We start from the raw sequence: 21,972 nt of genomic DNA, 5'->3' as shown, positions 1-21,972 counted from the left end.
GGTGCTGCTTCATCGGGTGCTCCCTTCCAGAGCGGGCTCCGGCGACCGGCGTCCGGGGAGGTCGGCGAGGACCTCGTCCCAGTCGCGGTGGAACCGGGCGAGGCCGTAGCGCGCGAGCGCGGCCTCGCGGGCGACGGCGCCGGCGCGGGCGGCGCGGTCCGGGTCCTCGACGAGCGCCCGGGCCGAGGCGACGAGGGCGTCGAGGTCGTTCGAGACCGCTCCGGCCTCGGGCGGGACGGCGCGCCCCGCCTCCGTCACGTCGAGCGCGACGACGGGCATCCCGAGGTGCATCGCCTCCAGCAGCGCGAGGCCGAGGGAGGTCCAGCGGAACGGGTGCAGGTAGACCCGGCGGCGGGCCAGGGCCGCGTGCATCGCCTGCGTGCGGACGTCGCCGAGGACCGTCACGTCCTCCAGGCCCGGCAGCTCGGCGAGCCGGTCGGTCTTCATCCCGAAGACGTCCAGCGGAGCGACGGCGCCGAAGCGGGGGAGCAGGTCGGTCCCCGCGACCCGGCCCCGGCGGACGGGCTCGTTGACGACCACGCCGAAGTGCGGCAGCTCGCCGGTGTAGAGAGGGCCCGGGTCGTGGATCCCGTGCTCGATCACCGTCGTCCGCGTCGATCCGGTGTCCCACATCAGGGCGTTGAAGTGGGTGACGTGGACGATCAGCAGGTCGTCGCGGTCGGCGAGCGGGTGGCGGTTGTCCGGCACGTCCCCGCGGGGGGTGTTGTGCTCCACGTAGACGGCGGGCACGTCGCGGCCGAGGCGTCGCCCGAGCAGGCGCTCGGCCTCGGCGAGCTCATCGGGCCTCTGGAGGAGGACCGCGTCGACGTCGGCGTCGTGCAGCTCCTCGGGCGCGATCTCGACGGCGCTCGGCCAGTCGCGGCCGCCGGTGCCCAGGCCCCAGCCGTCGCGGGCCGGAGTCGTGGGGAGCAGGTAGGTGTGGGCGCCGCGGACGAAGGCGTCCGCCCAGCCGCCGTGCACGTGCCAGAGCAGGATCCTCATACGATGGCCTCTCTCGGGGAAGTCGTGGGTCGGAGTCGGAGGGCGGCGGCGACCGCCTCCTCGGCGCTCACCCCCGCGAGGCAGGGATGGCCGGGGACGGGGCACACGCGGGCGCGCGAGCCGGCGCAGGGCGCCTCCTGGTCGCCGAGCAGCGCGACCGGGACGCCGTAGGGCGCCCAGCGCACGGCCGGGACGACCGGCGCGAAGAGGCTGACCACGGGGGTGCCGACCGCGGCGGCGAGGTGCGCGGGGCCGGTGTTGCCGCAGATCACGACCTCGGCGCCGGCCAGCACCTCGGCGGCGCCGGGGAAGTCCGTCGCCCCGCCGAGGTCGATGCCGCGGGAGCCCGCGACCTCGGCCGTGAGGGAGCGCTCGCCCGGGCCGCCGGTGACGACGACGGCGAGGCCCGCGTCCGCCAGCAGCTCGACGGCGCGGGCCGCGTTCGCCGCGGGCCAGGCGCGGGCGGGGACGGCTGCCCCGGGGTGCACGACCGCGTAGGGGCCGATCCCCTCGAGAGCGGCGGGCAGCACGCCCTCGCGGCGCACGCGGAGCCGTCCGTCGTCGCCGGCGGGCAGCGCGAAGCCGGCCGCCGCCGCGATCGCGAGCGCGCGCTCCGGCTCCGGCTGGTCCTCCTCGAGGGTCTCGCCCGGGACGAGGCGCACATCGAGCAGGGCGCCCGCGAAGTCGACCGAGGCGCCCGTGATGCGGGCGACACCGGCGAGGCGGAGCAGCAGGGCCAGCGGAAGCGGCGACTGGTGGAAGGAGGTGAGGATCACGGCCTCGTCCGGCGCGAACTCCTCGACGATCGCGCGCAGCTCGTCGACGAGCTCGGCGTCGACGGGGCGGGAGGCGTCGCCGATCCACGGGCACCACCAGGTGCGGACGGAGGAGGGACCCGGCAGCAGCGCGGCCGCGGGCGCTCCCTGCGGACCGCTCAGCAGCAGCACCTCGGCGTCGGCCGCGATCGCGCGAACGGCGGGTCCGCACAGCAGGACGTCTCCCGCGCTGTCCAGGCGGGCGACGAGCACGCGGCGCCTCACTCGGCGTCCTCGTCGGGCTGCATCGCGAGCAGCAGCTCGACCGCCTCGAGGAGCGTCGCCGCCTGCAGCGGAGCGGCGTCCACCTCCTCGGCGCGGGTGATCGGAGTCGGCACCAGCACTCCACGGGCGCCGGCCGCGGCGGCGGCGCCGACGTCGGCCCCGATGTCGCCGATCACGGCGAGGGATCGGGCCGGCAGTCCCAGCTGCTCGGCGGCGCCGAGCACCATGCCGGGCCGGGGCTTCCGGCAGGAGCAGCCGTCCTCCGGGCCGTGGGGGCAGAGCATCCACACGTCGAAGCCGCCGAAGAGCTCGTCCACGCGCCGGTTCACCGCGTCGGCCTGGCCGCGGTCGATGATCCCGCGGGCGATCCCGGACTGGTTGGTGACCACGCCCACGGCCAGCCCCGCCTCGCGCGCCCGCTCGACCGCGGCGAGGGCGGTGGGCATCGGGGAGACCTGCGCCGGGTCGCCGTTGTAGGGCACGTCGACCACGAGCGTCGCATCGCGGTCGAAGAGGATCCCCCGCAGGCGCGGGGCCCTCGCGCGCTCGTCGGCGCTCCGGGAGGAGGAGTCGTTCACCTTCTCCTCGTACCCCTCGACCGGGGATGTAAACCCCCTTCCGGAGAAGTCGGTCCGTCCGGGCGCGTCGTTCGCATCTGCGGGCGGCGCGTCTGAGGTGCGCGCAGCGGGGTACGGGGACTCCGACAGGAAGGAGGCGCCGTGCGCGCTCTCACCGCCCCGGACGGGACTCCGGAGATCCTCGCGCTGCGCGCCCTCAAGCTCGGCGACCTGCTCGTCGCCGTCCCGGCGCTCAAGGCCCTGCGCCGAGGCTTCCCGGACCACCGGCTGATCATGGCGACCACGCCCTGGCTCGAGCCGATCGTCGACCTGGTCGAGGGCCTGGACGCGCTCGTGCCCACCCTCCACGGACTCGACGACCCGCTGCCGATGGCCGCCGGCCGCGTCGAGCTCGGCGTGAACCTCCACGGCAACGGCCCGGAGTCGCGGCTGCGGCTGCGCGAGATCGCGCCCGAGCGCACGCTCGAGTTCCGCGTCCCGGCGCTGGACCCGGGCGCGGGCCCGGAGGACCCGCGGCCGCTCTGGATCGACGGCGAGCTCGAGCGCGCCCGCTGGGCCCGCCTGGTGAACTCGATCGGTCTCGACGCCGACCCCGAGGACGTCGCGATCGCCGTCCCGGAGGAGCCCGCCTCGGCCCCCGGAGCCGCCGTCGTGCACATCGGGGCCTTCTACGGCTCGCGCGAGTGGCCGGAGGAGCGCTTCGCCGCGGTGGCCCGCTCCCTCACCGCCGAGGGGCACCGCGTCGTCTACACCGGGGGCGCGAACGAGGCCGACCGCGCCCGCCGCGTCGCCGAGCTCGCCGGCACGGGCGAGGTGCTGGCGGGGGAGCTCGCGCTCAGCGGGTTCGCCGCGGTCGTCGCGGCCGCCGAGGTCGTGGTGACCGTCGACACCGGGGCCGCGCACCTCGCCTCCGCGTACGGCGTCCCCTCGGTCGTGATCTTCGGTCCGGCACCTCCCGAGGCCTGGGGTCCTCCGGCCTCGGGTCCGCACGTCGTGCTGACCGACGCCTCCCTCCGCCGCGGCGACGTGTTCTCCGCCGAGCCGGACCCGGCGCTGCTCGCGGTCCAGGTCGACGACGTCCTCGCCGCCCTCTCGTCGCTCCCGTCGCGTGCCGAGGCCCACCTCAGGCGGACTTCAGCCGCGTCGCCGGTCGGACCGGAGTGACCGTGGCCACGCGGGCCCGGGGAGCGCGCGGCTGATGGCTGCGCGAGGGGGCGCCGAGCCGGTCGGCGAGCTGCGCGAGGATCCGCCGCTGCAGGCGCGAGACCTGCATCTGCGTCGTCCCCAGCGCGTCGGCGATCTGCTGCTGGGTCCGCTCCTCGACGAAGCGCATCCGCAGGAGCTCGCGCTGGCCCTCCTCGAGCTCGGCGAGGGCCTCGGCGAGCCCGTGCCGCCGGTCGATCTCGAGCAGCCGGTCGTCCTCGCCGCCGAGGGTGTCGCCCAGGCCGACGCCGCCCTCGCCCACGGTCTCGTCGAGGGAGAGCGGATGCCCCGCGAGGCGCGCGTCGGCCACCTCCGTCGCGTCCACTCCGAGGCGGCGGGCGATCTCCTGGTCGGTGGGGTGACGGCCGAGCTCCTGCGCGAGCTCGTCGGCGACGACGGCGGAGCGGCGGTGCAGCTCCTGCACGCCGCGCGGCGGCCGGATCATCCAGCCGAGGTCGCGGAGGTGGCGCTTGAGCTCGCCGGTGATCGTGGGGACGGCGAACGCGGCGAAGCTGTCGCCGCGCTCGGGAGTGAAGCGGCGGGCGGCCTTCACGAGGCCCACGTAGGCGACCTGGCGCAGATCCGCCCAGTCGCCTCCGCTCCGGGAGACCCGGCGGGCCATGGCCTCGGCCAGGCCCAGGTGGTCGAGCACGATGCGCTCGCGGATGCGCGCGCCCTCGGCGGCCTCCGCGCTCACCGCGGCCTGGAAGAGCGAGAGCGTGCGGGCGTCCTTCTCCTCCCGTGCCGCCTCGGTGAGGGCGCTCGGGCGGTCGGTGCGGGGGTCGAGATCGATCGTGCTCATCAGTGCTCCTTCCGGGCACGCTCGCGCGGAGGCCCGGCGCGGCCTGCGGTGCGGCGCTCGGGCCCTCTCGACGAGAGGCCCGGGGTCAGCGCACCACTGCTCCTGCTCGCTCGGGGAGTCCGTTGACTCGGAGCAGTGCTGTCCGGTAGAAGCAGTCGCCGCGAGGCGCGCACCGTGCCCGGGGCGGAGGCGCCACGGCCCCCGCGATCCCGGGCGCCGCACCGGCTCCCGCCGGTAGGATCGGCCTCGTATGTCTGAGCTCACCCCGCCCCTGGAAAGCGCGCCGGACGCGCACCCGTTCACGACCGCGACCGGGAGCGACGTCCGCGTCCGCTTCTGCCCCTCGCCGACCGGGACCCCGCACGTCGGCCTCATCCGCACCGCCCTGTTCAACTGGGCGTACGCGCGCCACACCGGCGGCACGTTCGTCTTCCGCATCGAGGACACGGACGCCGCCCGCGACAGCGAGGAGAGCGTGGAGCAGATCCTCGACGCGCTGCGCTGGCTGAAGCTCGACTGGGACGAGGGCGTCGGAGTCGGCGGCCCGCACGGCCCGTACCGGCAGTCCGAGCGCACCGATGTCTACCTCGACGTGATCGCGCGCCTGACGGCCTCGGGGCACCTCTACGAGAGCTACTCCACGGCCGAGGAGATCGACGCGCGCAACGAGGCGGCCGGCCGCGCGAAGCAGCACGGGTACGACAACCACGACCGCGATCTCACCGAGGAGGAGCGCGCCGCCTTCCGCGCCGAGGGCCGCGCCCCGGCGCTGCGCCTGCGCGTGCCGGACGCCGACCTGTCCTTCGACGACCTGGTCCGCGGCCCGATCACGTTCCCCGCCGGCTCCTTCAGCGACTTCGTCGTGGTGCGCCCCAACGGCCAGCCGCTCTACACGCTGGTGAACCCGGTCGACGACGCGATCATGCAGATCACCCACGTGCTGCGCGGCGAGGACATCCTCCCCTCGACCGCCCGGCAGATCGCGCTGTACCACGCGCTGATCGACATCGGAGTGACGACCTTCGTCCCGCGCTTCGGGCACCTCCCGTACGTGATGGGCGACGGCAGCAAGAAGCTCTCCAAGCGCGATCCGTCCTCGAACCTCTTCCACCACCGCGACCGCGGCTTCATCCCGGAGGGCCTGGTCAACTACCTCGCCCTGCTCGGCTGGTCGCTCACGCACGACCGCGACGTCTTCTCGATCGACGAGATGGTCGCCGCCTTCGACGTCGCCGACGTGAACCCCAATCCGGCCCGCTTCGACCTCAAGAAGGCCGAGTCGATCAACGGCGACCACATCCGCCTCCTGGCCGTCGACGACTTCACCGAGCGGACGATCCCGTACCTCGTGGCGGCCGGAGTGCTCGCGGGCGAGCCGACCGCCGAGCAGCGCGCGGTGCTCGACGCCGCCGCGCCCCTCGTGCAGGAGCGGATCGGCCTGCTGGGGGAGGCCCCCGGGATGCTCGGTTTCCTCTTCACCTCCTCCGACGCGCTCGAGTACGACGAGGACGCGCTGAAGGGCCTGCCCGCGAACGCCGGCGAGGTGCTCGCCGCCTCGATCGGCGCTCTCGAGCTCGTCCCCGCGTCCGAGTGGCTGACGGCCTCGATCCAGGAGGCGCTCGCCTCCGCGCTGATCGAGGGCCTCGGCCTCAAGCCCCGCATCGCCTACGGGCCGCTGCGCACCGCGGTCTCCGGGCGCCGCGTCTCGCCGCCGCTGTTCGAGTCGATGGAGATCCTCGGCAAGCAGGAGTCGATCGCCCGCCTCGACCGCCTGGGCGCTCACCTCGGCGCCTCCCGGCAGGCCTGACCGTGGCGGAGACGGTCGGCGGACGCTACGACGTCGTCGTGATCGGCGGGGGCCCCGCCGGGCTCTCGACCGCGCTCAACCTCGTCCGGGCGCGCCGCAGCGTGCTGCTGCTCGACAGCAACCGCCCGCGGAACGCCGCGACCCTGCACTCGCACGGGTTCCTCACCCGCGACGGCATCTCGCCGCTCGAGCTGCGCCGCCTCGGCCGCGAGGAGTTCGAGCGCTACGAGGCCGCCGAGGTGCACAACGCCCTGGTGACCTCGGTCGAGCGCTCCGGCGGCGAGTTCGTCGTCGGCGCCCGGGGCGTGCGCGGCAGCGCCGACCGCTCCGTCGTCGCCACCGCCGTCGTGGTCGCCGCGGGGCTCCTCGAGACGCCGCCCGCGCTCCCGAGCCTGCGTGCCTACTACGGCACCGCCGTGCACAGCTGCATGGAGTGCGACGGCTACGAGAAGGCGGGGGAGGCGCTCGCCCTGATCGGCGAGACCGACGACCTCGCGGAGCGGGCCATGCTCCTCTCGCAGTGGTCGACCGACCTGATCGTCTTCACCAACGGCGTCGGGACGGTGAGCGACGCCGACGAGTCGCTGCTCGCCTCCATCGGCATCCGGGTCGACCGGCGCCCGGTCGCCGACCTCGCCGGGGAGCGCGCCGAGATGACCGGCGTCCGCCTCGTCGACGGCGACGTCGTCCCGCGCACCGGGGCGTTCGTCCGCCCCGTCTGGACGCCCGCGCTGGACTACCTGGACGCGGCCGGCCCCGACCGCGACGCCGACGGCTTCCTCCGCGTCGACGCCGGCGGCCGCACGTCCGTCCCCGGCCTCTACGCCGCCGGCGAGGTCACCCCTCCCGGCCCGCAGCAGCTGATCGTCGCCGCCGGATCGGGCGCCCAGGTCGCCTCCGCGATCAACCGCGACCTCGTCCGCGCCCGCCTCGGCGAGGCCGCCCCGGAGTCCGAGGGCAGCGTCGTCCGCGGCTCGATTTGAGCGGGATGCCCGCGTAGGGTACTGTCGTCTCTCGGCGCTCGGGTCTCGATCCGGTCGCCGCCTGGTCCCGGGATCACCTCCGGATGACCATTGGGGTATGGTGTAATTGGCAACACGGCTGATTCTGGTTCAGTTGTTCTTGGTTCGAGTCCAGGTACCCCAGCACTGATCTCCTCCGCGGCACTCCGCGCGACGCCCTCGTTCGTGGCGTCCTCCTCCGGGCCCGCCTCATGGTGAACCGCTCTCGGCGGCGTCCGCAGTATCCCCCCTCCGGCCGACGCGGCCGTCCGAGGCGCTGTGACACGATGGAACCTGTACGTCTCTCAGGTACCCGCGTCGCGCGGGTCGGACGAAAGGTCGCCCGCCCATGGAACCGGATCTCCTCTGGATCGTCCTCGCCGGAGTCGCCGTCGGCGCACTCCTGCTGATCGCCCTCATCGGCTTCTTCCTCTTCCGCGCCTGGTACCAGGTGCCGCAGGCCGACGAGGCGATCGTGATCGTCGGGAAGAAGCAGAAGGGCGAGGACGGCCTCACCTCGAACATGACCGTCATCACCGGCGGCGGCGCGTTCGTGAACAAGCTGACCCAGCGGTCCGACCGCATCTCGCTGCGCTCCCGCCAGATCAAGATGGAGCCGGTCGCGCAGACCAAGAACGGCGTGACCATCCACCTCGCGGGCGTCGCCCTGGTCAAGATCGGGTCCACGGCCGACCAGGTCCGCGCCGCCGCCGAGCGCTTCGCGTCGCAGGACCAGTCCATCGACGTCTTCACGACCGAGCAGCTCGAGGGCGCCCTCCGCGGCGTCGTCGCCAAGCTCAGCGTCGAGGAGGTCATGCAGGACCGGCAGAAGCTGGGAGACGAGATCGCCGAGGGCATCAAGGGCGACCTGCTCGCCCAGGGCCTCGTCCTCGACTCCTTCGCGATCCAGGGCGTCACCGACCGCAACGGCTACATCGAGGCGCTCGGAGCGCAGGAGATCGAGCGTGTCCGCCGCGAGGCCGACGTCGCGCGGATCAACGCCGCCCGCGAGGTCAAGGCCCGCCAGCTCGCCACGGACGAGGCGAACCTGATCGAGCAGACCGCCTACGACAAGAACACCGCCGCCGCCAAGTCCGAGGTCGGCCGCGCCAACGCCGAGGCCGAGCAGGCCGAGAACCTGGCCCGCGCCGAGCGCGAGCAGGCCGTCCTCGTGCAGCGCGCCGAGAACCGGCAGGCCGAGCTCGACGCCGACGTCAAGCGCGTCGCGGACGCCGAGAAGTACCGCCGTCAGACCGAGGCCGACGCCGACGCCTACGGACGCGAGAAGAAGGCCGAGACGGACCGCCAGGTCGCGCAGCAGGTCTCGGACGCCGAGGCGTACGCCGTCCAGCGCCAGGCGGAGGCGCGCCAGGCGTCCGCCGCCGCCGAGGCCGCCGCCGTGAGCGCCCGCGCCGAGGCCGAGGCCCACGCACTGCGGGCCAAGGCGGGCGCAGAGGCCGAGGCGCTGCGCGCGAACGCGACCGCCGAGGCGGAGGCCATCCGCGCGAAGGGCGAGGCGAGCGCGGCGGCCATCGCGGCCGAGGCGGAGGCGCTCCGCGAGAACCAGGAGGCGATCCTGGGTCGCGAGCTCATCGGGCAGCTGCCCTCGCTCATGGCCGAGTTCGCGAAGGGCTACCAGAACGTCGGCTCGGTGACGCTGATCGGCGGCGACACGGCCGGCACCCACATCGCGCGCGAGCAGGCGGCGGGTCTCGCCGCGACGTTCGACAGCGTCAGGTCGGCGACCGGCGTCGACCTCGGCGCGATCCTCCAGGGCCAGGCCTTCGGCCGGGGGATGGCGACCGGCGGCACCGTGGTGCCGACCGGCGCGTCGGTGCCGACCGGACCGGGTGACGCCCCGCGTCCGTCCGGCACCGGCGACCCGACCGCCGTCGCCTCCACGAGCTGACCGCAGGGTCCCGCCGATTCCCGGCGGTTCCACCGCCGCCGCCGCCGTGCTCGTCGGTGGGCGCCCGTCGGCGTCCGCCCTCGAGCACGGCGTGCGGCGTTCTGCGCGACCGGGTCGTGCCCCTGCCCGGCGTCGAGCGGCCCCGCTCAGGCCAGCGGCTTGCGCATCTGCAGGGACGTCGTCTCGTAGCCGAGCGACTCGTACAGAGCCCGCGCGGCGGTGTTGAAGCCGAACACGTTCAGCGCGAGGGCTGAGCCGCCGCGGGAGCGGACGTGCGACTCCGCGAGCAGCATCGCCGCCCGGCCGAGGCCGCGGCCTCGCTCGGCGGCGTCGATCTGCACGTCCCAGACGTACCCGACGCCCTCGAGTCCGCTCGGGTGCGGGCCGAGCCAGAGCGACCCGACCGCGCGGCCGTCCTCGGAGACGAGGAGCACGTCGTGCCCGGCGGCGGGGGAGCCGCCCGGGAAGTACTTCTCGTACGAGGCGTCGGCGTTGCGGGTCGCGGCCGCCTCGTCGTCGCCCGCCCGCATCCGGTCCTCGATGTACGCCGAGCGCTGGACCCGCATCCAGGCGGCGAGAGCGGCGGCGGGCATCGGCTCGAGCGTGACGGTCATAGCCTCACGATCCCACTCCTCACCGCCCCCCGCGATCGATCCGCCGCGGACGGCCCGCAGGGGATCCGCGGACAAGCCGCTCGCGACGGATCGCCGCTGGCCCGGATCATTCCGGGGTCCGCTCCGCGTGCTTCCGCTTCCCCAGGCGGGTGGCGAGGAACAGCAGCGTCCCCACGACCACGTAGCCCGCTGTCGCCAGCCAGACCACGCCCGTCTGCTGCGTCAGCAGCACCACGCTCGCGATGGTCGCGAGCACCGGCACCACCCGCGGCACGGAGTAGTGGGCGTGGTCGACGCGGTCCTTCTTCAGCACCAGCACCGACACGTTCGCCGCGATGAACACCAGCAGGAGCAGCAGCACCGTCGTCTCGGCGAGCGTGCCGACGTCGCCGATCAGGCTGAGCAGCATCGTCACTCCGCCGACGACCACGATCGACACCCACGGCGTGCGGCGGCCCGGCAGCACCTTCCCGAAAGCGCTCGGCAGCAGCCCGGAGGTGGCGAGCCCGAAGCCGACCCGCGACGCCATCACCATGAACAGCAGAGCGCCGTTCGCGATGGCGACCAGCGCGATCAGGCCGAACAGCCACGGCGGCACCGCCACTCCGCTCGCCGCGACCACGTCCAGCAGGGGGCCGCTGGAGGCCGCGAGCTCGTCGTTCGGCAGCACGATCACGGCGCCGAGCGCGATCAGGAGATAGACCACGGCGGCGGTGATCAGCGCACCGAAGAGGGCCCGCGGGTAGACCTTCGAGGGGTTCCGCACCTCCTCGGCCATGTTCGCCGCGGCCTCGAATCCGAGGAACGAGAAGAAGGCGACGATCGAGGCGGCGAACGCCCCCTGCAGCGGAGCGACGTCGGGGTTGAACTCGAGCACGCGGGAGGCGTCGCCGTCGCCGGAGCCGAAGAAGACCGCGGCGCAGACGATGACGATGACCAGTCCGCTCACCTCGATCACCGAGGCGACCAGGTTCGCCGTCAGCGACTCCTTCACCCCGCGCAGGTTCACCAGGGTGAGGATCGCGATGAAGACGATCGCGGTGGGGATCGGCGGCACGTCCAGCAGAGCCCCGAGGTAGTCGCCGGCGAACGCGTTCGCCAGGGAGGCGGCCGTCGTGATGCCGGAGGCCATCATCAGGAAGCCGATCAGGAACGAGAGGTACGGCTTCCCGAACGCGCGGTCCACGTAGCGCGCCGCTCCTCCGGCGTGCGGGTACTTGGTGATCAGCTCGGCGTACGTGCCCGCGGTGAGCAGGGCGACGACCAGCGCGATCAGCAGCGGCAGCCAGATCACGCCGCCCACGTCCTCGGCCATCGTGCCGACCAGGGTGTAGATGCCGGCGCCGAGCGTGTCGCCCACGATGAAGGCGAACAGCAGCGGCCCGGTGATCACCCGCTTGAGCGACGCCTTCCCGGGAGCGGTCTCGGCGGTGTCCGTCGTGTCGGTCATCCGGACACTCCACCGAAGCGGAGGGTCCGAGCGCAAGCCTCGCCGCCCGATCGCTGCGAGATTTCTCATCATCGCGACCCGTGTGGCAGGGGCCCGGGCGGCGAGGACTCCCACAGCGCGCTGATCCCGGGACTCGGGCGATCGGCCGCATCAGAGGGAGCGGACCCGGTGCGCACAGGGTGAACAGGGGGCGACCGCGCGTGCCGCCGCGCGCCCGCACTGGGTAGGCTGGAGCGCTTCGTCGTGAGTGGAGCGGTCGCGGAGGAATCATGGGCAAGAAGCGCAACCAGGGACGATCCGGAGGCGGTCAGGGCGGGTCCGGCGGTCAGGGCGGCGGCCGCACGGCCGAGACCGCGCTGATGGTGCGGTTCCGCAGCTGGTACCGCTCGCACCTCGCCGAGGTGGGAATGCAGCACGAGCACCTCGAGGCCGACGAGGCCGTCGAGGTGCTGACCGACCTCTTCGCGATGACCCGCGACCTGCGCCCGCGCGGCTCCTTCGCCCACCCCGACGCCGAGCTGCTCGAGGCCGTCTTCGACCAGATCGAGGCCGACCTGTCGGGGGAGGAGAGCGAGGCCGACCTCGACGACACCCTCTTCACCGTCGCCGAGGTCGTCGAGCACTTCCTCGACTTCCTCACCGACGAGGACCTCTGGACCGGCACCGACGAGGAGCTGGACGAGTGCCAGGCCGTCCTCGACGAGGTCCTCGACCTCGCCGGCTCCTTCGTGGAGGCCGTGCTCGACGACCTCGCCGAGCTCGACGAGGTCCCGGCCGAGGAGCAGCTCTCCGCCGTGCGCGCCACGGCTCTCGTGCACGCCGCCGACGTCGTGGTCGAGCACCTCGCCGCCGACGACGGCGCGACCCTCACCGAGCGCGCCGCCCGCGAGATCGCGGTCGAGGCGGGCATCTCCTCCGCGGGATCCACCCCGAGCGACGACTCCGTCCGCATCCCGGTCTCGGCCTGGTGGGACGCGCTGGTCGGCTCCGCGGTGCTCGAGCAGGAGGGATCCGCCGCAGGTCTCGGCGAGGCCGCCGTGCTCTGGCGCAGCTCCGATGCGCACGAGGCCGCCGCCGAGCGCGTCGCCTACGTCGCCCGCTTCCTCGAGCAGTGGATCCTCAGCGCCCAGACCGCGCTGGCGGCCGCCGACACCGAGGACGGCGCCTTCTCCCCGGAGGAGCGCGCGGTCACCACCACCGATGCCGCACTGGTCCGCATCGCCGTCGCCTGCCAGGCCGAGATCCATCCGGGCCTGGTCGTCGGCGAGCTGGTCGACGAGCTGGCCGCCGACTCCGGAGTCTCGCTCGACGAGGCCCTCGACGAGCGCGAGCGCATGGTCGGCACGGCCGAGCGGATGCTCGACGACACCGCCGAGCTCGGCCTGCTGCTGCACTCGCCCGAGTTCGGCTACGCCGTGCCGGAGGGCCTGGCGCCCGTCCTCGCCTCCGTCGTCCGCGCGACGGTCGTCCTCCTCGGCGAGCGCGAGGCCACCCGCCTCGAGATCCTCGACGAGGCGACCCAGGACACGGCGACGGCCTACGCGCTCCACGTCGCCCTGCTCGGGACCAAGCCCGTCGTCTGGCGACGCCTCGAGCTCTCCTCCGAGTCGTCGCTGCGCGATCTGCACCTCGCGCTCCAGCTCTCGCTGGGCTGGACCGACGCGCAGCCGCACTACTTCAGCGTGGGCGTGCCCGACGAGGAGCAGGCTCCGATCGGCTCACCGTCCGACGCGGAGGAGTTCGGCGCCGACCTCGTGGACGAGGCGGGCGTCGCGCTCGCCGAGGTCCTCGAGCAGGAGCAGGACGAGCTCTTCTACGTCTACGACCTCGAGGACGAGTGGCGCCACGTCATCCGCCTGGAGGCGATCGCGCCGCTGTCGACGGCTCTGCCGCGCTGCACGGGCGCGCGCGGCGCGGCTCCGCTCGACGTGCCGGGAGGCCCCGCGGCCTGGGCCGACACGGTGCGGGCGGCGACCGATCCGTCCTCGGCCGACCACGCGGAGGCGCTCGAGGCACTCGGCCTCGCCGCCGGAGCCTCGTTCGATCCGGCCGCGGTCGACGTCGACGGCATCAACCGCTCGCTCGGACTCCTGCGCTCCGCCGTCTGACGCCCCGCCGCAGGGCATCACCGGAGGAGGCCCCCGCTCCCGCTCACCGCCGGCGGCGGGGGCCTCCTCCGGTGTCGGGCGTCACGGGGTGAGCAGCAGCTTGCCGATGTGGCCGGAGGAGCGCATCACGTCGTGCGCCCGCTCGGCCTCGGCGAGCGGGACCACCTCGTCCACCACCGGGCGCACCGTCCCGGCGGCGACCAGCGGCCAGACCTCCGCGCGCACCTGCGCGACGATCGCGCGCCGCTCCTCCAGGGGCCGGGCGCGGAGGGTCGTGGCGTGCACCGCCCCGCGCTTGCGCATCAGCACCCCGAGGTCGAGCGAGCCCAGCGCACCGGACTGGTTGCCGATGAACACCACGCGCCCGCCCACGGCCAGCGCCTCCAGGTCTCGGGCCAGGTAGTCGCCGCCGACGGGGTCGAGGATCACGTCGACGCCGCGCCCGCCGGTCGCCTCGCGGATCCGCTCGACGAAGTCCTCCTCGTGGTAGTCGATCAGGACGTCGGCCCCGAGCGCGCGGCACGCCTCGAGCTTGCGGGGGCTGCCGGCCGTGACGGCGACGCGGGCGCCGAGGGCGGCGGCGATCTGGATGCCCGTGGTCCCGATCCCGCTCCCGCCGCCGTGGAGGAGGACGGTGTCGCCGGATCCGAGCCCGGCCACCATCACGAGGTTCGACCAGACGGTGGACGTCGTCTCCGGGAGGGCGGCGGCCGAGACGAGGCCGACGCCGTCCGGCACCGGCAGCACCAGGCCCGCGTCGACCGCGACGTACTCCGCGTAGCCGCCGCCGGAGAGCAGCGCGCAGACCTCGTCGCCCTCCGCGAACCCGGTCGCGTCCTCGCCGAGCGCGACGACCGTGCCGGACACCTCCATGCCGAGGATCTCGGAGGCGCCGGGCGGCGGCGGGTAGACCCCGCCGCGCTGGCCGAGGTCGGCGCGGTTGACGCCGGCGGCCGCCACGCGGACGAGGACCTCGCCGGGTCCGGGGGAGGGCGTCGGCACCTCCTCCAGCACGAGTCGGGAGTCGGGGCCGGGGTTCTCGATGCGGATCGCCTGCATGAGGGGGATGCTACGCCGCGGGCCTCGGCGCTCGCGGTGCTCCCGTCCGGCGAGGGGCCGGCTCAGCGCTGCTCCGCCAGGAACGCCAGCACCGCGTCCTTGAAGCCCCGCGCGGGCACGGTGCTGGTGTGGTCGCGGCCGGGGACGCTCACGAACCGCGCCCCCGCCTCCGCCGCCAGCAGCTCTCCGCCGGGAGCGATCGGATCCGCGCCGCCGGTCACGAGCAGCGTCGGCAGGCCGGGGTGCCGCCCGTGCTCCGGGTGCGCCCCGCCGCGGACGCCGTCGGCCACCGCCACCAGTGCCGCGAGGTCGTTGCCCTGCACGCCCTCCGCCAGGCCGATGAAGGCGCGGGTGAAGCCGTCGTCGATCTCGCCGCCGGAGGCGACGCGGGCCCGGGCCGCCTCCGCGTCGAAGGAGCGGAGGGGCTCGCCCACCGTCAGCCCGCCGAGGCTCAGCGATGCGAGCCGCTCCGGGTGCTCGAGCCCCAGCACCCAGCTCATCCGGGCGCCGAGGGAGTAGCCGAGGACGTGGGGCGCCTCGAGGTCGTAGGAGTCGAGCACCCGCACCAGGTCGGCCACCATGGCGTCCACGCTGTAGGAGTCGGAGTGGTGCGGCTTCTCGCTCGCGCCGTGCCCGCGCTGGTCGAGCGCCACGACGCGGTACCCGGCCCGGTGCAGCGTCCGCAGCCAGCCCGACGTCTCCCAGTTGAGCACGGCGTGGGAGGCGAAGCCGTGCACGGCGAGGACGGTCGGGGCGCTCTCCTCGCCGACGGAGTAGGTGGCCAGCCGCACTCCGTCGTCGGCCACGACGTACACGGGCGGAGGGAAGGCGATCACTCCACCACCCTGCCCGCCGCCGCAGGGTCGAGGGGGCACCGCGCCGCGGACACGCCGGGCGGAGTCCCAGGAGCGGAGAGCCGCCGGGCCCGGTGTCCCCGGACGGTCAGCGCGGCGGACGGGTGGAGCGGGCGAAGGGCACGGCGATCCAGAGGCGCACGGTGCGGCCCTGGCCGGACCGGACTCCGAGGACGACGCACAGCACGAGGTTGAGCACGGCCAGCGCGAGGATCGCCGAGATCGTCGCGAGCGGCCAGTCGGCGCCGAGCGAGTCGCGCACCGACACCAGCGCGAGGTGCAGCGGGACCAGCATCAGCTGGAGCGCGAGGTAGGTGAGCTGCCAGTTGACGGCGACCAGGCCGTTCCGGTCGCTGAGGGTGCCGATCCGCCGCCGCGACCCCCACACCATCACGGTCGCCGTGAGGGAGATCACGGGGGAGATCACCACGAAGCCGGCGAGCGCCGAGAGCCCGGCGAACCAGACGGCCCGGGCGCCCTTGCGGTCCCGGGTGCGGTGCCGCAGCTCGTCGTCGTCCATCGTCGCCGCCTCCTCGCGCCGGGACCAGTCTCGCACCCGCCCCCGCCTCGAGGCGGGGGATCGCCCCCGAGTTCCGGGGGTTCCCCGGATGGGGCGGGTCCGGGCTCGTCCGTAGCGTGGAGGCATCGCCGGAGCACACCGGCAGCACCGCCGCCCCGCCCGGCGGGACCGCATCCCGCCGGGCGACCGGCACCCGAGAAGGAGCACACCGTGACCACCGACGACCGCACCGCCCGCCTCTCCACCCCCGCCGACGAGCAGCCGACCGTGGACCTGGGCGCGACCGCCGTCCTCACCGAGGAGCGGCCGTCCGCCGGGGAGCGCCCCGCCGCCGAGGAGTCCGCCTCCTCGCAGCAGGCCCGCGCCCCCTACGGCACCCCCGCCGTCCCGCCCGCGGCCCTCGCCCCGGCGCCCTCGACCCCGTTCTCGCTCACCAGCCTGATCCTCGGCGTCACCTCGGTCTTCTTCGGACTGACCGTGATCGCTCCGGCCGCGGGCCTCGTCTTCGGCATCCTGGGCCTGCGGAGGGAGCCGACCGGCCGCACGCTCTCGATCTGGGGCATCGTGCTCAACTCCGTCATGCTCGGCCTCGTCCTGCTGTTCGCGATCGCCGTGCTCGTCGTGGTCGTGCTCGTGCCGCTCGCGGCCCTCGCGTCGGGCAGCGACTACCGCTGATCCGCCGCTTCCCGCGTCCCGCGCCTCCTGTCCGCTCCGGCGGCGGGAGGCGCGGTCGTTCCGCGCCCGTCGACCGGACGCTCCGCGCCCGCGTCCGCCGCCGCCCCGCGCCCCGGCGATAGGCTGGCCGCGCAGTTCGCGAGCCCCCTGCACCCTCCGGGGCCGCACGACGACAGCAACGGAGCTGGACGTGACCCTCGCACCGAGCACCCTCCCCGACCGCGACCCGGAAGGCAGAGCCCTGGACGACACCGAGACCCCCGCCACGCGCACCGAGAGCGACTCCCTCGGCTCGATGGAGATCCCCGCCGAGGCCTACTGGGGCATCCACACGGCGCGGGCCCTCGACAACTTCCCGATCTCGAAGCGCCCCATCTCGATCTACCCCGATCTCGTCCGGGCCCTCGCGACGGTCAAGCTCGCGGCCGCCCGGGCCAACACCGAGCTCGGCACCCTCGCCCCCGCCAAGGCCGAGCTGATCGAGGCCGCGTGCCGCCGCATCATCGACGGCGAGTTCCACGACCAGTTCGTGGTCGGGGTGATCCAGGGCGGCGCCGGCACCTCGACGAACATGAACGCGAACGAGGTCGTCGCCAACGTCGCACTCGAGATCGGCGGCTTCGAGCGGGGCGACTACGCGCACCTGCACCCCCTCGACGACGTCAACCGCAGCCAGTCCACCAACGACGTCTACCCGACCGCGATCAAGATCGCGATGACCTGGTCGCTGCGCCGCCTGCTCGACGAGCTGGCGCTGCTGCGCGAGTCGTTCTCCCGCAAGGCGGTCGAGTTCGGCAGCGTCCTGAAGGTCGGCCGCACGCAGCTGCAGGACGCGGTGCCGATGACGCTCGGCCAGGAGTTCCACGGCTTCGCGACGACCCTCGGCGAGGACCACGCCCGTCTCTCCGAGACCATCTGGCTGCTCGCCGAGGTCAACATCGGAGCCACCGCGATCGGCACCGGCATCACCGCCGATCCGCGCTACGGCGCGGCCGCTGTCCGCCACCTCAACGAGATCACCGACCTCGACCTCGAGATGGCGCAGGACCTCGTCGAGGCGACGAGCGACACCGGCGTCTTCATGTCGTTCTCGAGCGCGCTCAAGCGCTCCGCGATCAAGCTGTCCAAGATCTGCAACGACCTGAGGCTCCTCTCCTCGGGCCCGCAGGCCGGCTTCGGCGAGATCAACCTGCCTCCGCGCCAGGCGGGATCCAGCATCATGCCCGGCAAGGTGAACCCGGTCATCCCCGAGGTGGTCAACCAGGTCGCCTACTCGGTGGCCGGGGCCGACGTCACGGTCACGATGGCGGCCGAGGCGGGTCAGCTCCAGCTCAACGCCTTCGAGCCTGTGATCGCGCACTCGCTGCTGCAGAGCATCACCTGGATGACGCAGGCCTGCAGGACGCTCCGCGAGAACTGCATCGACGGCATCACCGCGAACGTCGACCGGCTCGAGGCCATGGTCGCCTCCTCGGTCGGCGTCGTGACGGCGCTCACCCCGAGCATCGGCTACACCGCGTCCGCCGCCCTCGCGAAGGCCGCCCTCGCGACCGGCCGCAACATCGCCGACCTGGTGGTCGAGGCGGGCTTGATGTCGCGCGAAGAGGTCATGAGGCTCATCTCGCCGGCCCGACTCTCGGGCATCGAGGCGATGACCGCGGCGCTCCCGATCATCGACCCCGCGCCGGAGGCGTGACCGCGGCCGCGAGGCGCGCCCCGGCGTAGCTGCGCCAGGGCGCCCAGCGGCGCCCGGCCTCGGCCAGCCCGCGCTCGCCGGCGGGCAGGCCGCGCGCCGCCGCGCCCCGCCGGAGCACGGGATCCCCGGTGAGCAGGACGTCGGGATCTCCGGTCGCCCGCTGTGCCACCTCGGCCGCCGTCGCCGCGTCGATCCCGGGGACCGCCAGCAGCTGCTCGGCGAGCTCCTCCCGGTCGGCGTCGAGCCGCAGGGCTCCCTCGGCGAGCAGCGTGCAGGTCCGCACCAGCACGTCGGCGGATCCGCGGAGCACGTCGGCGGCGTGCTCGGCGATCACCGCGGGGGAGGGGAAGGCGCGTGCGATCGATCCGCTCGCCACGGACTCCGGGAGCGTCGCGCCGAGCGCCGCGACCAGCCGTGCGGCCTCCCGCCGGCCGAGCAGCGCGCGCACCAGCGTCTCGGCCGGGTCGACGGAGCCGGGCACGCGGACACCGGGGCGGGCGGCGACGCTCGGAGCGAGTGCGGGATCGGCCGCGAGGGCCTCGTCCACGGCGCGGGCGTCCGCGTCCAGGTCGAGCAGCCGCCTCACCCGGGCGACCAGCGGCCCGACGTCGGCGACGGAGACGAGCGTCGCGCTGCAGCGGACGCTCTCCCCGTCCGCCGCCAGCCGGATCAGCGCCGCGCCCCCGGGCAGGACGAGCGAGCGCGCGTAGCCGCCGGGGGACGCCTCCTCGATGCCCGGGAGCGCGGTGCCGCCGAGCACGTCGAGCACCTCGGGATCGAACGGAGCCCGCACTGCCAGCCGGAGCTCCAGCGTGGTCGCGCCGTCGTGGACGCTCGCCTCGGAGCGCGTGCCGCGGGCCGAGGCGCGCAGGGCCGTCGGGGTCCGCTCGTACACCTCCGCCAGGGTCGCGTTGAACTGCCGGATGCTCGTGAAGCCGGCGGCGAAGGCGACGTCGGACACGGGCAGGTCGGTGCTCGTGAGCAGGAGCCGGGCGGTCTGGGCGCGCTGGGCGCGAGCGAGGGCCAGCGGAGGCGCGCCCAGCTCCTCGCGCAGGATGCGGCCGAGGTGGCGCGCGCCGTAGCCGAGCCGGGCGGCCAGCCCCTCGACCCCCTCGCGGTCGACCACTCCGTCGGCGATCAAACGCATGGCGCGCGCCGCCGTGTCGTCGCGCAGGTTCCACTCGGGGGAGCCGGGGACGGCGTCCGGCAGGCAGCGCTTGCAGGCGCGGAGCCCCGCCTCGTGCGCGGCGGCGGCCGTCGGGTAGAAGCGCACGTTCGCGCGCCGCGGCGTGATGGCGGGGCAGCTCGGACGGCAGTAGATGCCGGTGGAGTGCACGCCGGTCAGGAACCGCCCGTCGAACCGGGAGTCGCGGGAGGCGACGGCGCGGTAGCGCTCCTCGAAGAGCGGATCGGAGTCGGGCACGCCTCGAGCCTCGCACGCGGCGACGTCGAGCAGGAGCGGGAATCGGACACGGGCGTCCGCACCCCGGCCCTCCTCCACGCGCCCGGCGCGTGTCAACCGCCGACAGCGCACCCCGCCCGTGCCCTACTGTCGGCCCCATGAGCGCCTATCCGCCGCCCGCACCGCCCGCCACCGCCCGCCCCTCCGTCGTGCCGACCGTGCTCGGCTCGATCGGCGTGGCGCTCCTCGGGATCCTGCTGCTGCTCGTGCTCGCCTACGTGGTCCTCGGACTCGGCGTCAGCGCCGCGGGGATCTGCGCGGTCATCGCCCTCGTCCCGCTGACCGTGGTCCTGCTGGGCGTCCGCTGGGTCGACCGGTGGGAGCCGGAGCCGGCGCTGGGCCTGTGGTTCGCGTTCCTCTGGGGCGCGGCCGGGTCCGTCGCGATCGCGCTCCTGGTCGACCTCGGCGTGCAGATCGCCGTCTACGCGTCCGGGCAGCAGCCGAGCGGATCCGACTTCGTCGGCGCCGTGATCCAGGCGCCGCTGGTCGAGGAGACGGCCAAGGGGATCGGCGTCCTCCTCGTCCTGCTGATCTGGCGCCGGACCTTCGACGGGCCCGTCGACGGCATCGTCTACGCGGCCTTCGTCGCCTCCGGGTTCGCCTTCGTCGAGAACATCCTCTACTTCGGCAGCGCGCTGGTGGAGGGCGGTCTCGGCTCGCTCGCCGTGACCTTCTTCCTCCGCGGGGTGCTCTCGCCCTTCGCGCACGTGCTCTTCACCGCCTGCACGGGCGCGGCCCTCGGCTTCGCCTCGAACCGGCCCGCCGTCGCGCGGCTGCCCATCGCCCTGCTCGGGCTGGCGCTCGCCGCGTTCCTGCACGCGCTCTGGAACGGCTCGTCGTTCCTGGTGTCCGACTGGTTCGGCTTCTACGGCGTGGTCCAGGTGCCGCTGTTCGCGGTCGCCGTGGTCGTGGTGGTGCTGCTGCGCCGGCAGGAGCGGCGCGTGACGCTCCAGCGGCTCGACGACTACGCCGTCGCCGGCTGGCTCTCGCCGGCCGAGGTGCGGATGATCGGCACCGCGGAGGGGCGCCGCACCGCCGCTCGCTGGGCCCGGAGCGCGGGAGGGGACCGGCCGCGGGCGATGCGGGACTTCCTCCGCTCGGCGACGCGGCTCGCGCACCACCGGCAGCACCTCCTGCTCGGCCGCGGCGGACGCACCGGAGCGGTCGACGAGCAGGTCCTGCTCGACGAGCTCGTCGCCCGCCGGGCGGTGCTCACCCGCTGAGCCGGGGCCGCCCCCGCTCAGCCCCGGCGCGCTAGGCGGAGGCGCTGCGCACGCGGCGCTCGCCGGCCGTCACGGGCACGCCGAGCCGGTTCTGCGCGGGCGGCAGCGGGCAGTTGTAGTGGGGCGAGAAGCCGCACGGCGGGATGTACGCCCGGTTGAAGTCCAGGAGCACCGGACCGGGGGTGCCCGCGTCGGCCGCGCCGCCGATCCGCTGCACGACGAGGAAGCGGCCGACGGGGTAGCTCGCGAGCTCCGGGTCGTCGCTGCGGTTGGTCGGATCGCCGAACGGGACGAGGAGCGTGCCGCCGTCGTCGAACGCCGCGACCGTGTACTCGCGGGCGCGCCCGTCGTCCACGAGCGAGAAGGTGATGTCGCCGGGCACGACGAGCTCGCGGGTGGCGCCGTTGTCGCGCAGGTGCTCGAACGGGACGGTGCGGTCCTCGGCGACCGGCTCGAACCACGCCTCGAGCACCCAGGCGGCGTCGAACGGGAAGGTCTCGATGGCGTCGAAGGAGCGGATGCCGTCGGAGGCCGCGTCCCAGACGCGGTAGCCGTACTCCGGCTCGCCGGTGTCGAGGTTCTCGCGGCGCATCCGCGTCAGGGTCGCCGAGGGGCCGTAGCCGGTCAGCGCCTGCTCGTCGTCGACGCTCTCGCCGGGCTCGAGCCAGCGCGTCTCGACGAGGGCGAGATCGCCCCGGGGTCCGGTGACGCGCTCGACGCGTCGGGCGAGCCACGACTCCCAGCTGGCGCGCGCCGACTCCGTGAGGTCGATCGAGGCGCGGGAGGGGGCGGTGACGCTGCTGCTCGGAGTGGCCATGGGGCGTGCAACGCGGGGCCGTCCGGTTCTCTTCCCGGTCGATGACCGGACGGCGGACGGGCTCCCGCGAGAAAGAGCTCGACGCCCTGCGGCAGCGGCAGGGCCGGCTGCTCGGACGGGGCGTCGAGCTCTTCGTGAGAGAGAGGATGCTC

General features: G+C 74.5%; 19 protein-coding genes and 1 tRNA gene. 9 read left to right on the top strand and 11 right to left on the bottom strand.

The window, feature by feature from the left end; genetic code table 11:
* Window positions 1–9: 9 nt before the first annotated feature.
* Genes C5C29_RS06350 through C5C29_RS17080 form a run of 3 tightly spaced genes read right to left on the bottom strand, consistent with a single transcriptional unit; the run spans window position 10 to window position 2,620 of the window.
* The gene (locus C5C29_RS06350) at window positions 10–1,002 is read right to left on the bottom strand and encodes a glycosyltransferase (protein ID WP_104223522.1); all 993 of its coding nucleotides are present in this window, start codon (window positions 1,000–1,002) and stop codon (window positions 10–12) included.
* On the bottom strand, window positions 999–2,042 hold the full coding sequence (locus tag C5C29_RS06345) for a glycosyltransferase family 9 protein (protein WP_219812923.1): 1,044 nt from the start codon (window positions 2,040–2,042) through the stop codon (window positions 999–1,001). Before C5C29_RS06345 ends, C5C29_RS06350 begins: the two co-directional genes overlap by 4 nt.
* The gene (locus C5C29_RS17080; RefSeq protein ID WP_104226264.1) at window positions 2,039–2,620 is read right to left on the bottom strand and encodes an HAD-IIIA family hydrolase; all 582 of its coding nucleotides are present in this window, start codon (window positions 2,618–2,620) and stop codon (window positions 2,039–2,041) included. The genes C5C29_RS06345 and C5C29_RS17080 overlap by 4 nt, the downstream gene beginning before the upstream one ends.
* A gap of 141 nt (window positions 2,621–2,761) precedes the next feature.
* On the opposite strand from C5C29_RS17080, the gene C5C29_RS06340 reads away from it, so the two are divergent.
* Complete coding sequence (locus C5C29_RS06340; protein ID WP_104223521.1) at window positions 2,762–3,784, top strand: glycosyltransferase family 9 protein; 1,023 nt, start codon at window positions 2,762–2,764, stop codon at window positions 3,782–3,784.
* Here the strand turns inward: C5C29_RS06340 and C5C29_RS06335 are convergent.
* Window positions 3,744–4,625 carry a sigma-70 family RNA polymerase sigma factor gene (locus C5C29_RS06335; RefSeq protein WP_104223520.1) on the bottom strand — a complete coding sequence of 294 codons (882 nt, stop codon included), beginning with the start codon at window positions 4,623–4,625 and terminating at the stop codon, window positions 3,744–3,746. The two genes, C5C29_RS06340 and C5C29_RS06335, sit on opposite strands and share 41 nt — an antisense overlap.
* Before the next feature lie 250 nt (window positions 4,626–4,875).
* On the opposite strand from C5C29_RS06335, the gene gltX reads away from it, so the two are divergent.
* The 4 genes from gltX (at window position 4,876) to C5C29_RS06315 (ending at window position 9,342) form a co-directional block, all read left to right on the top strand.
* Window positions 4,876–6,432, top strand: coding sequence for a glutamate--tRNA ligase (gltX, locus tag C5C29_RS06330; RefSeq protein WP_104223519.1), 1,557 nt, complete (start codon window positions 4,876–4,878; stop codon window positions 6,430–6,432).
* Window positions 6,433–6,434: 2 nt separating this feature from the next.
* Window positions 6,435–7,415 carry an NAD(P)/FAD-dependent oxidoreductase gene (locus C5C29_RS06325; RefSeq protein WP_104276156.1) on the top strand — a complete coding sequence of 327 codons (981 nt, stop codon included), beginning with the start codon at window positions 6,435–6,437 and terminating at the stop codon, window positions 7,413–7,415.
* Between the two features lie 91 nt (window positions 7,416–7,506).
* A tRNA-Gln gene (locus C5C29_RS06320) sits at window positions 7,507–7,578 on the top strand.
* Between the two features lie 204 nt (window positions 7,579–7,782).
* A complete protein-coding gene (locus tag C5C29_RS06315) occupies window positions 7,783–9,342 on the top strand; it encodes a flotillin family protein (protein WP_104223518.1) in 1,560 nt (519 codons plus the stop codon).
* A 146-nt stretch (window positions 9,343–9,488) separates the two neighbouring features.
* Here C5C29_RS06315 and C5C29_RS06310 read toward each other — a convergent pair whose 3' ends face one another.
* Entirely contained in the window at window positions 9,489–9,956 is a 468-nt protein-coding gene (locus C5C29_RS06310; RefSeq protein ID WP_104223517.1) for an N-acetyltransferase, read from the bottom strand.
* A gap of 106 nt (window positions 9,957–10,062) precedes the next feature.
* Window positions 10,063–11,406 (bottom strand): APC family permease, encoded by a 1,344-nt coding sequence (locus C5C29_RS06305; RefSeq protein WP_104223516.1) that lies wholly within the window; start codon window positions 11,404–11,406, stop codon window positions 10,063–10,065.
* Window positions 11,407–11,675: 269 nt separating this feature from the next.
* On the opposite strand from C5C29_RS06305, the gene C5C29_RS06300 reads away from it, so the two are divergent.
* The gene (locus C5C29_RS06300; RefSeq protein WP_104223515.1) at window positions 11,676–13,514 is read left to right on the top strand and encodes a plasmid pRiA4b ORF-3 family protein; all 1,839 of its coding nucleotides are present in this window, start codon (window positions 11,676–11,678) and stop codon (window positions 13,512–13,514) included.
* Between the two features lie 81 nt (window positions 13,515–13,595).
* On the opposite strand, the gene C5C29_RS06295 is transcribed toward C5C29_RS06300, so the two are convergent.
* From C5C29_RS06295 to C5C29_RS06285, 3 genes are all read right to left on the bottom strand, one after another.
* Window positions 13,596–14,573 (bottom strand): NAD(P)H-quinone oxidoreductase, encoded by a 978-nt coding sequence (locus C5C29_RS06295; protein ID WP_104223514.1) that lies wholly within the window; start codon window positions 14,571–14,573, stop codon window positions 13,596–13,598.
* 62 nt (window positions 14,574–14,635) lie between these two features.
* On the bottom strand, window positions 14,636–15,409 hold the full coding sequence (locus C5C29_RS06290; protein WP_181074934.1) for an alpha/beta fold hydrolase: 774 nt from the start codon (window positions 15,407–15,409) through the stop codon (window positions 14,636–14,638).
* A 106-nt stretch (window positions 15,410–15,515) separates the two neighbouring features.
* Window positions 15,516–15,983, bottom strand: a complete 468-nt coding sequence (locus tag C5C29_RS06285; protein WP_181027172.1) for a DUF4870 domain-containing protein — start codon at window positions 15,981–15,983, stop codon at window positions 15,516–15,518.
* A gap of 174 nt (window positions 15,984–16,157) precedes the next feature.
* Here C5C29_RS06285 and C5C29_RS06280 point away from each other — a divergent pair, with 174 nt between their 5' ends.
* Window positions 16,158–16,622, top strand: coding sequence for a DUF4190 domain-containing protein (locus C5C29_RS06280; protein ID WP_104226275.1), 465 nt, complete (start codon window positions 16,158–16,160; stop codon window positions 16,620–16,622).
* A 241-nt stretch (window positions 16,623–16,863) separates the two neighbouring features.
* Complete coding sequence (locus C5C29_RS06275; protein ID WP_258069470.1) at window positions 16,864–18,318, top strand: aspartate ammonia-lyase; 1,455 nt, start codon at window positions 16,864–16,866, stop codon at window positions 18,316–18,318.
* Here the strand turns inward: C5C29_RS06275 and C5C29_RS06270 are convergent.
* Window positions 18,293–19,741: a DNA-3-methyladenine glycosylase 2 family protein gene (locus C5C29_RS06270; protein ID WP_181128773.1), complete on the bottom strand. Its 1,449-nt coding sequence runs from the start codon at window positions 19,739–19,741 to the stop codon at window positions 18,293–18,295. The two genes, C5C29_RS06275 and C5C29_RS06270, sit on opposite strands and share 26 nt — an antisense overlap.
* A gap of 137 nt (window positions 19,742–19,878) precedes the next feature.
* Between C5C29_RS06270 and C5C29_RS06265 the strand changes: the two genes are divergently transcribed.
* Window positions 19,879–21,003 carry a PrsW family intramembrane metalloprotease gene (locus C5C29_RS06265; RefSeq protein WP_104308132.1) on the top strand — a complete coding sequence of 375 codons (1,125 nt, stop codon included), beginning with the start codon at window positions 19,879–19,881 and terminating at the stop codon, window positions 21,001–21,003.
* Window positions 21,004–21,034: 31 nt separating this feature from the next.
* Here the strand turns inward: C5C29_RS06265 and C5C29_RS06260 are convergent, their stop codons facing one another.
* The gene (locus tag C5C29_RS06260) at window positions 21,035–21,820 is read right to left on the bottom strand and encodes a DUF1684 domain-containing protein (RefSeq protein WP_104308131.1); all 786 of its coding nucleotides are present in this window, start codon (window positions 21,818–21,820) and stop codon (window positions 21,035–21,037) included.
* Window positions 21,821–21,972: the final 152 nt, after the last annotated feature.

The organism is Rathayibacter sp. AY1H2, from assembly GCF_002931985.1.
Classification (GTDB): domain Bacteria; phylum Actinomycetota; class Actinomycetes; order Actinomycetales; family Microbacteriaceae; genus Rathayibacter.
The sequence above is the reverse complement of the archived record's forward strand: the minus strand, read 5'-3'. Positions and strand labels throughout refer to the sequence as shown.

Coding starts and splice junctions, on each gene's coding strand:
- C5C29_RS06310 (WP_104223517.1), bottom strand. CDS start 9,956: ATGACCGTCACGCTCGAGCCGATGCCCGCCGCCGCTCTCGCCGCCTGG.
- C5C29_RS06265 (WP_104308132.1), top strand. CDS start 19,879: ATGAGCGCCTATCCGCCGCCCGCACCGCCCGCCACCGCCCGCCCCTCC.
- C5C29_RS06335 (WP_104223520.1), bottom strand. CDS start 4,625: ATGAGCACGATCGATCTCGACCCCCGCACCGACCGCCCGAGCGCCCTC.
- C5C29_RS06305 (WP_104223516.1), bottom strand. CDS start 11,406: ATGACCGACACGACGGACACCGCCGAGACCGCTCCCGGGAAGGCGTCG.
- C5C29_RS06315 (WP_104223518.1), top strand. CDS start 7,783: ATGGAACCGGATCTCCTCTGGATCGTCCTCGCCGGAGTCGCCGTCGGC.
- C5C29_RS06260 (WP_104308131.1), bottom strand. CDS start 21,820: ATGGCCACTCCGAGCAGCAGCGTCACCGCCCCCTCCCGCGCCTCGATC.
- C5C29_RS06300 (WP_104223515.1), top strand. CDS start 11,676: ATGGGCAAGAAGCGCAACCAGGGACGATCCGGAGGCGGTCAGGGCGGG.
- gltX (WP_104223519.1), top strand. CDS start 4,876: ATGTCTGAGCTCACCCCGCCCCTGGAAAGCGCGCCGGACGCGCACCCG.
- C5C29_RS06295 (WP_104223514.1), bottom strand. CDS start 14,573: ATGCAGGCGATCCGCATCGAGAACCCCGGCCCCGACTCCCGACTCGTG.
- C5C29_RS06350 (WP_104223522.1), bottom strand. CDS start 1,002: ATGAGGATCCTGCTCTGGCACGTGCACGGCGGCTGGGCGGACGCCTTC.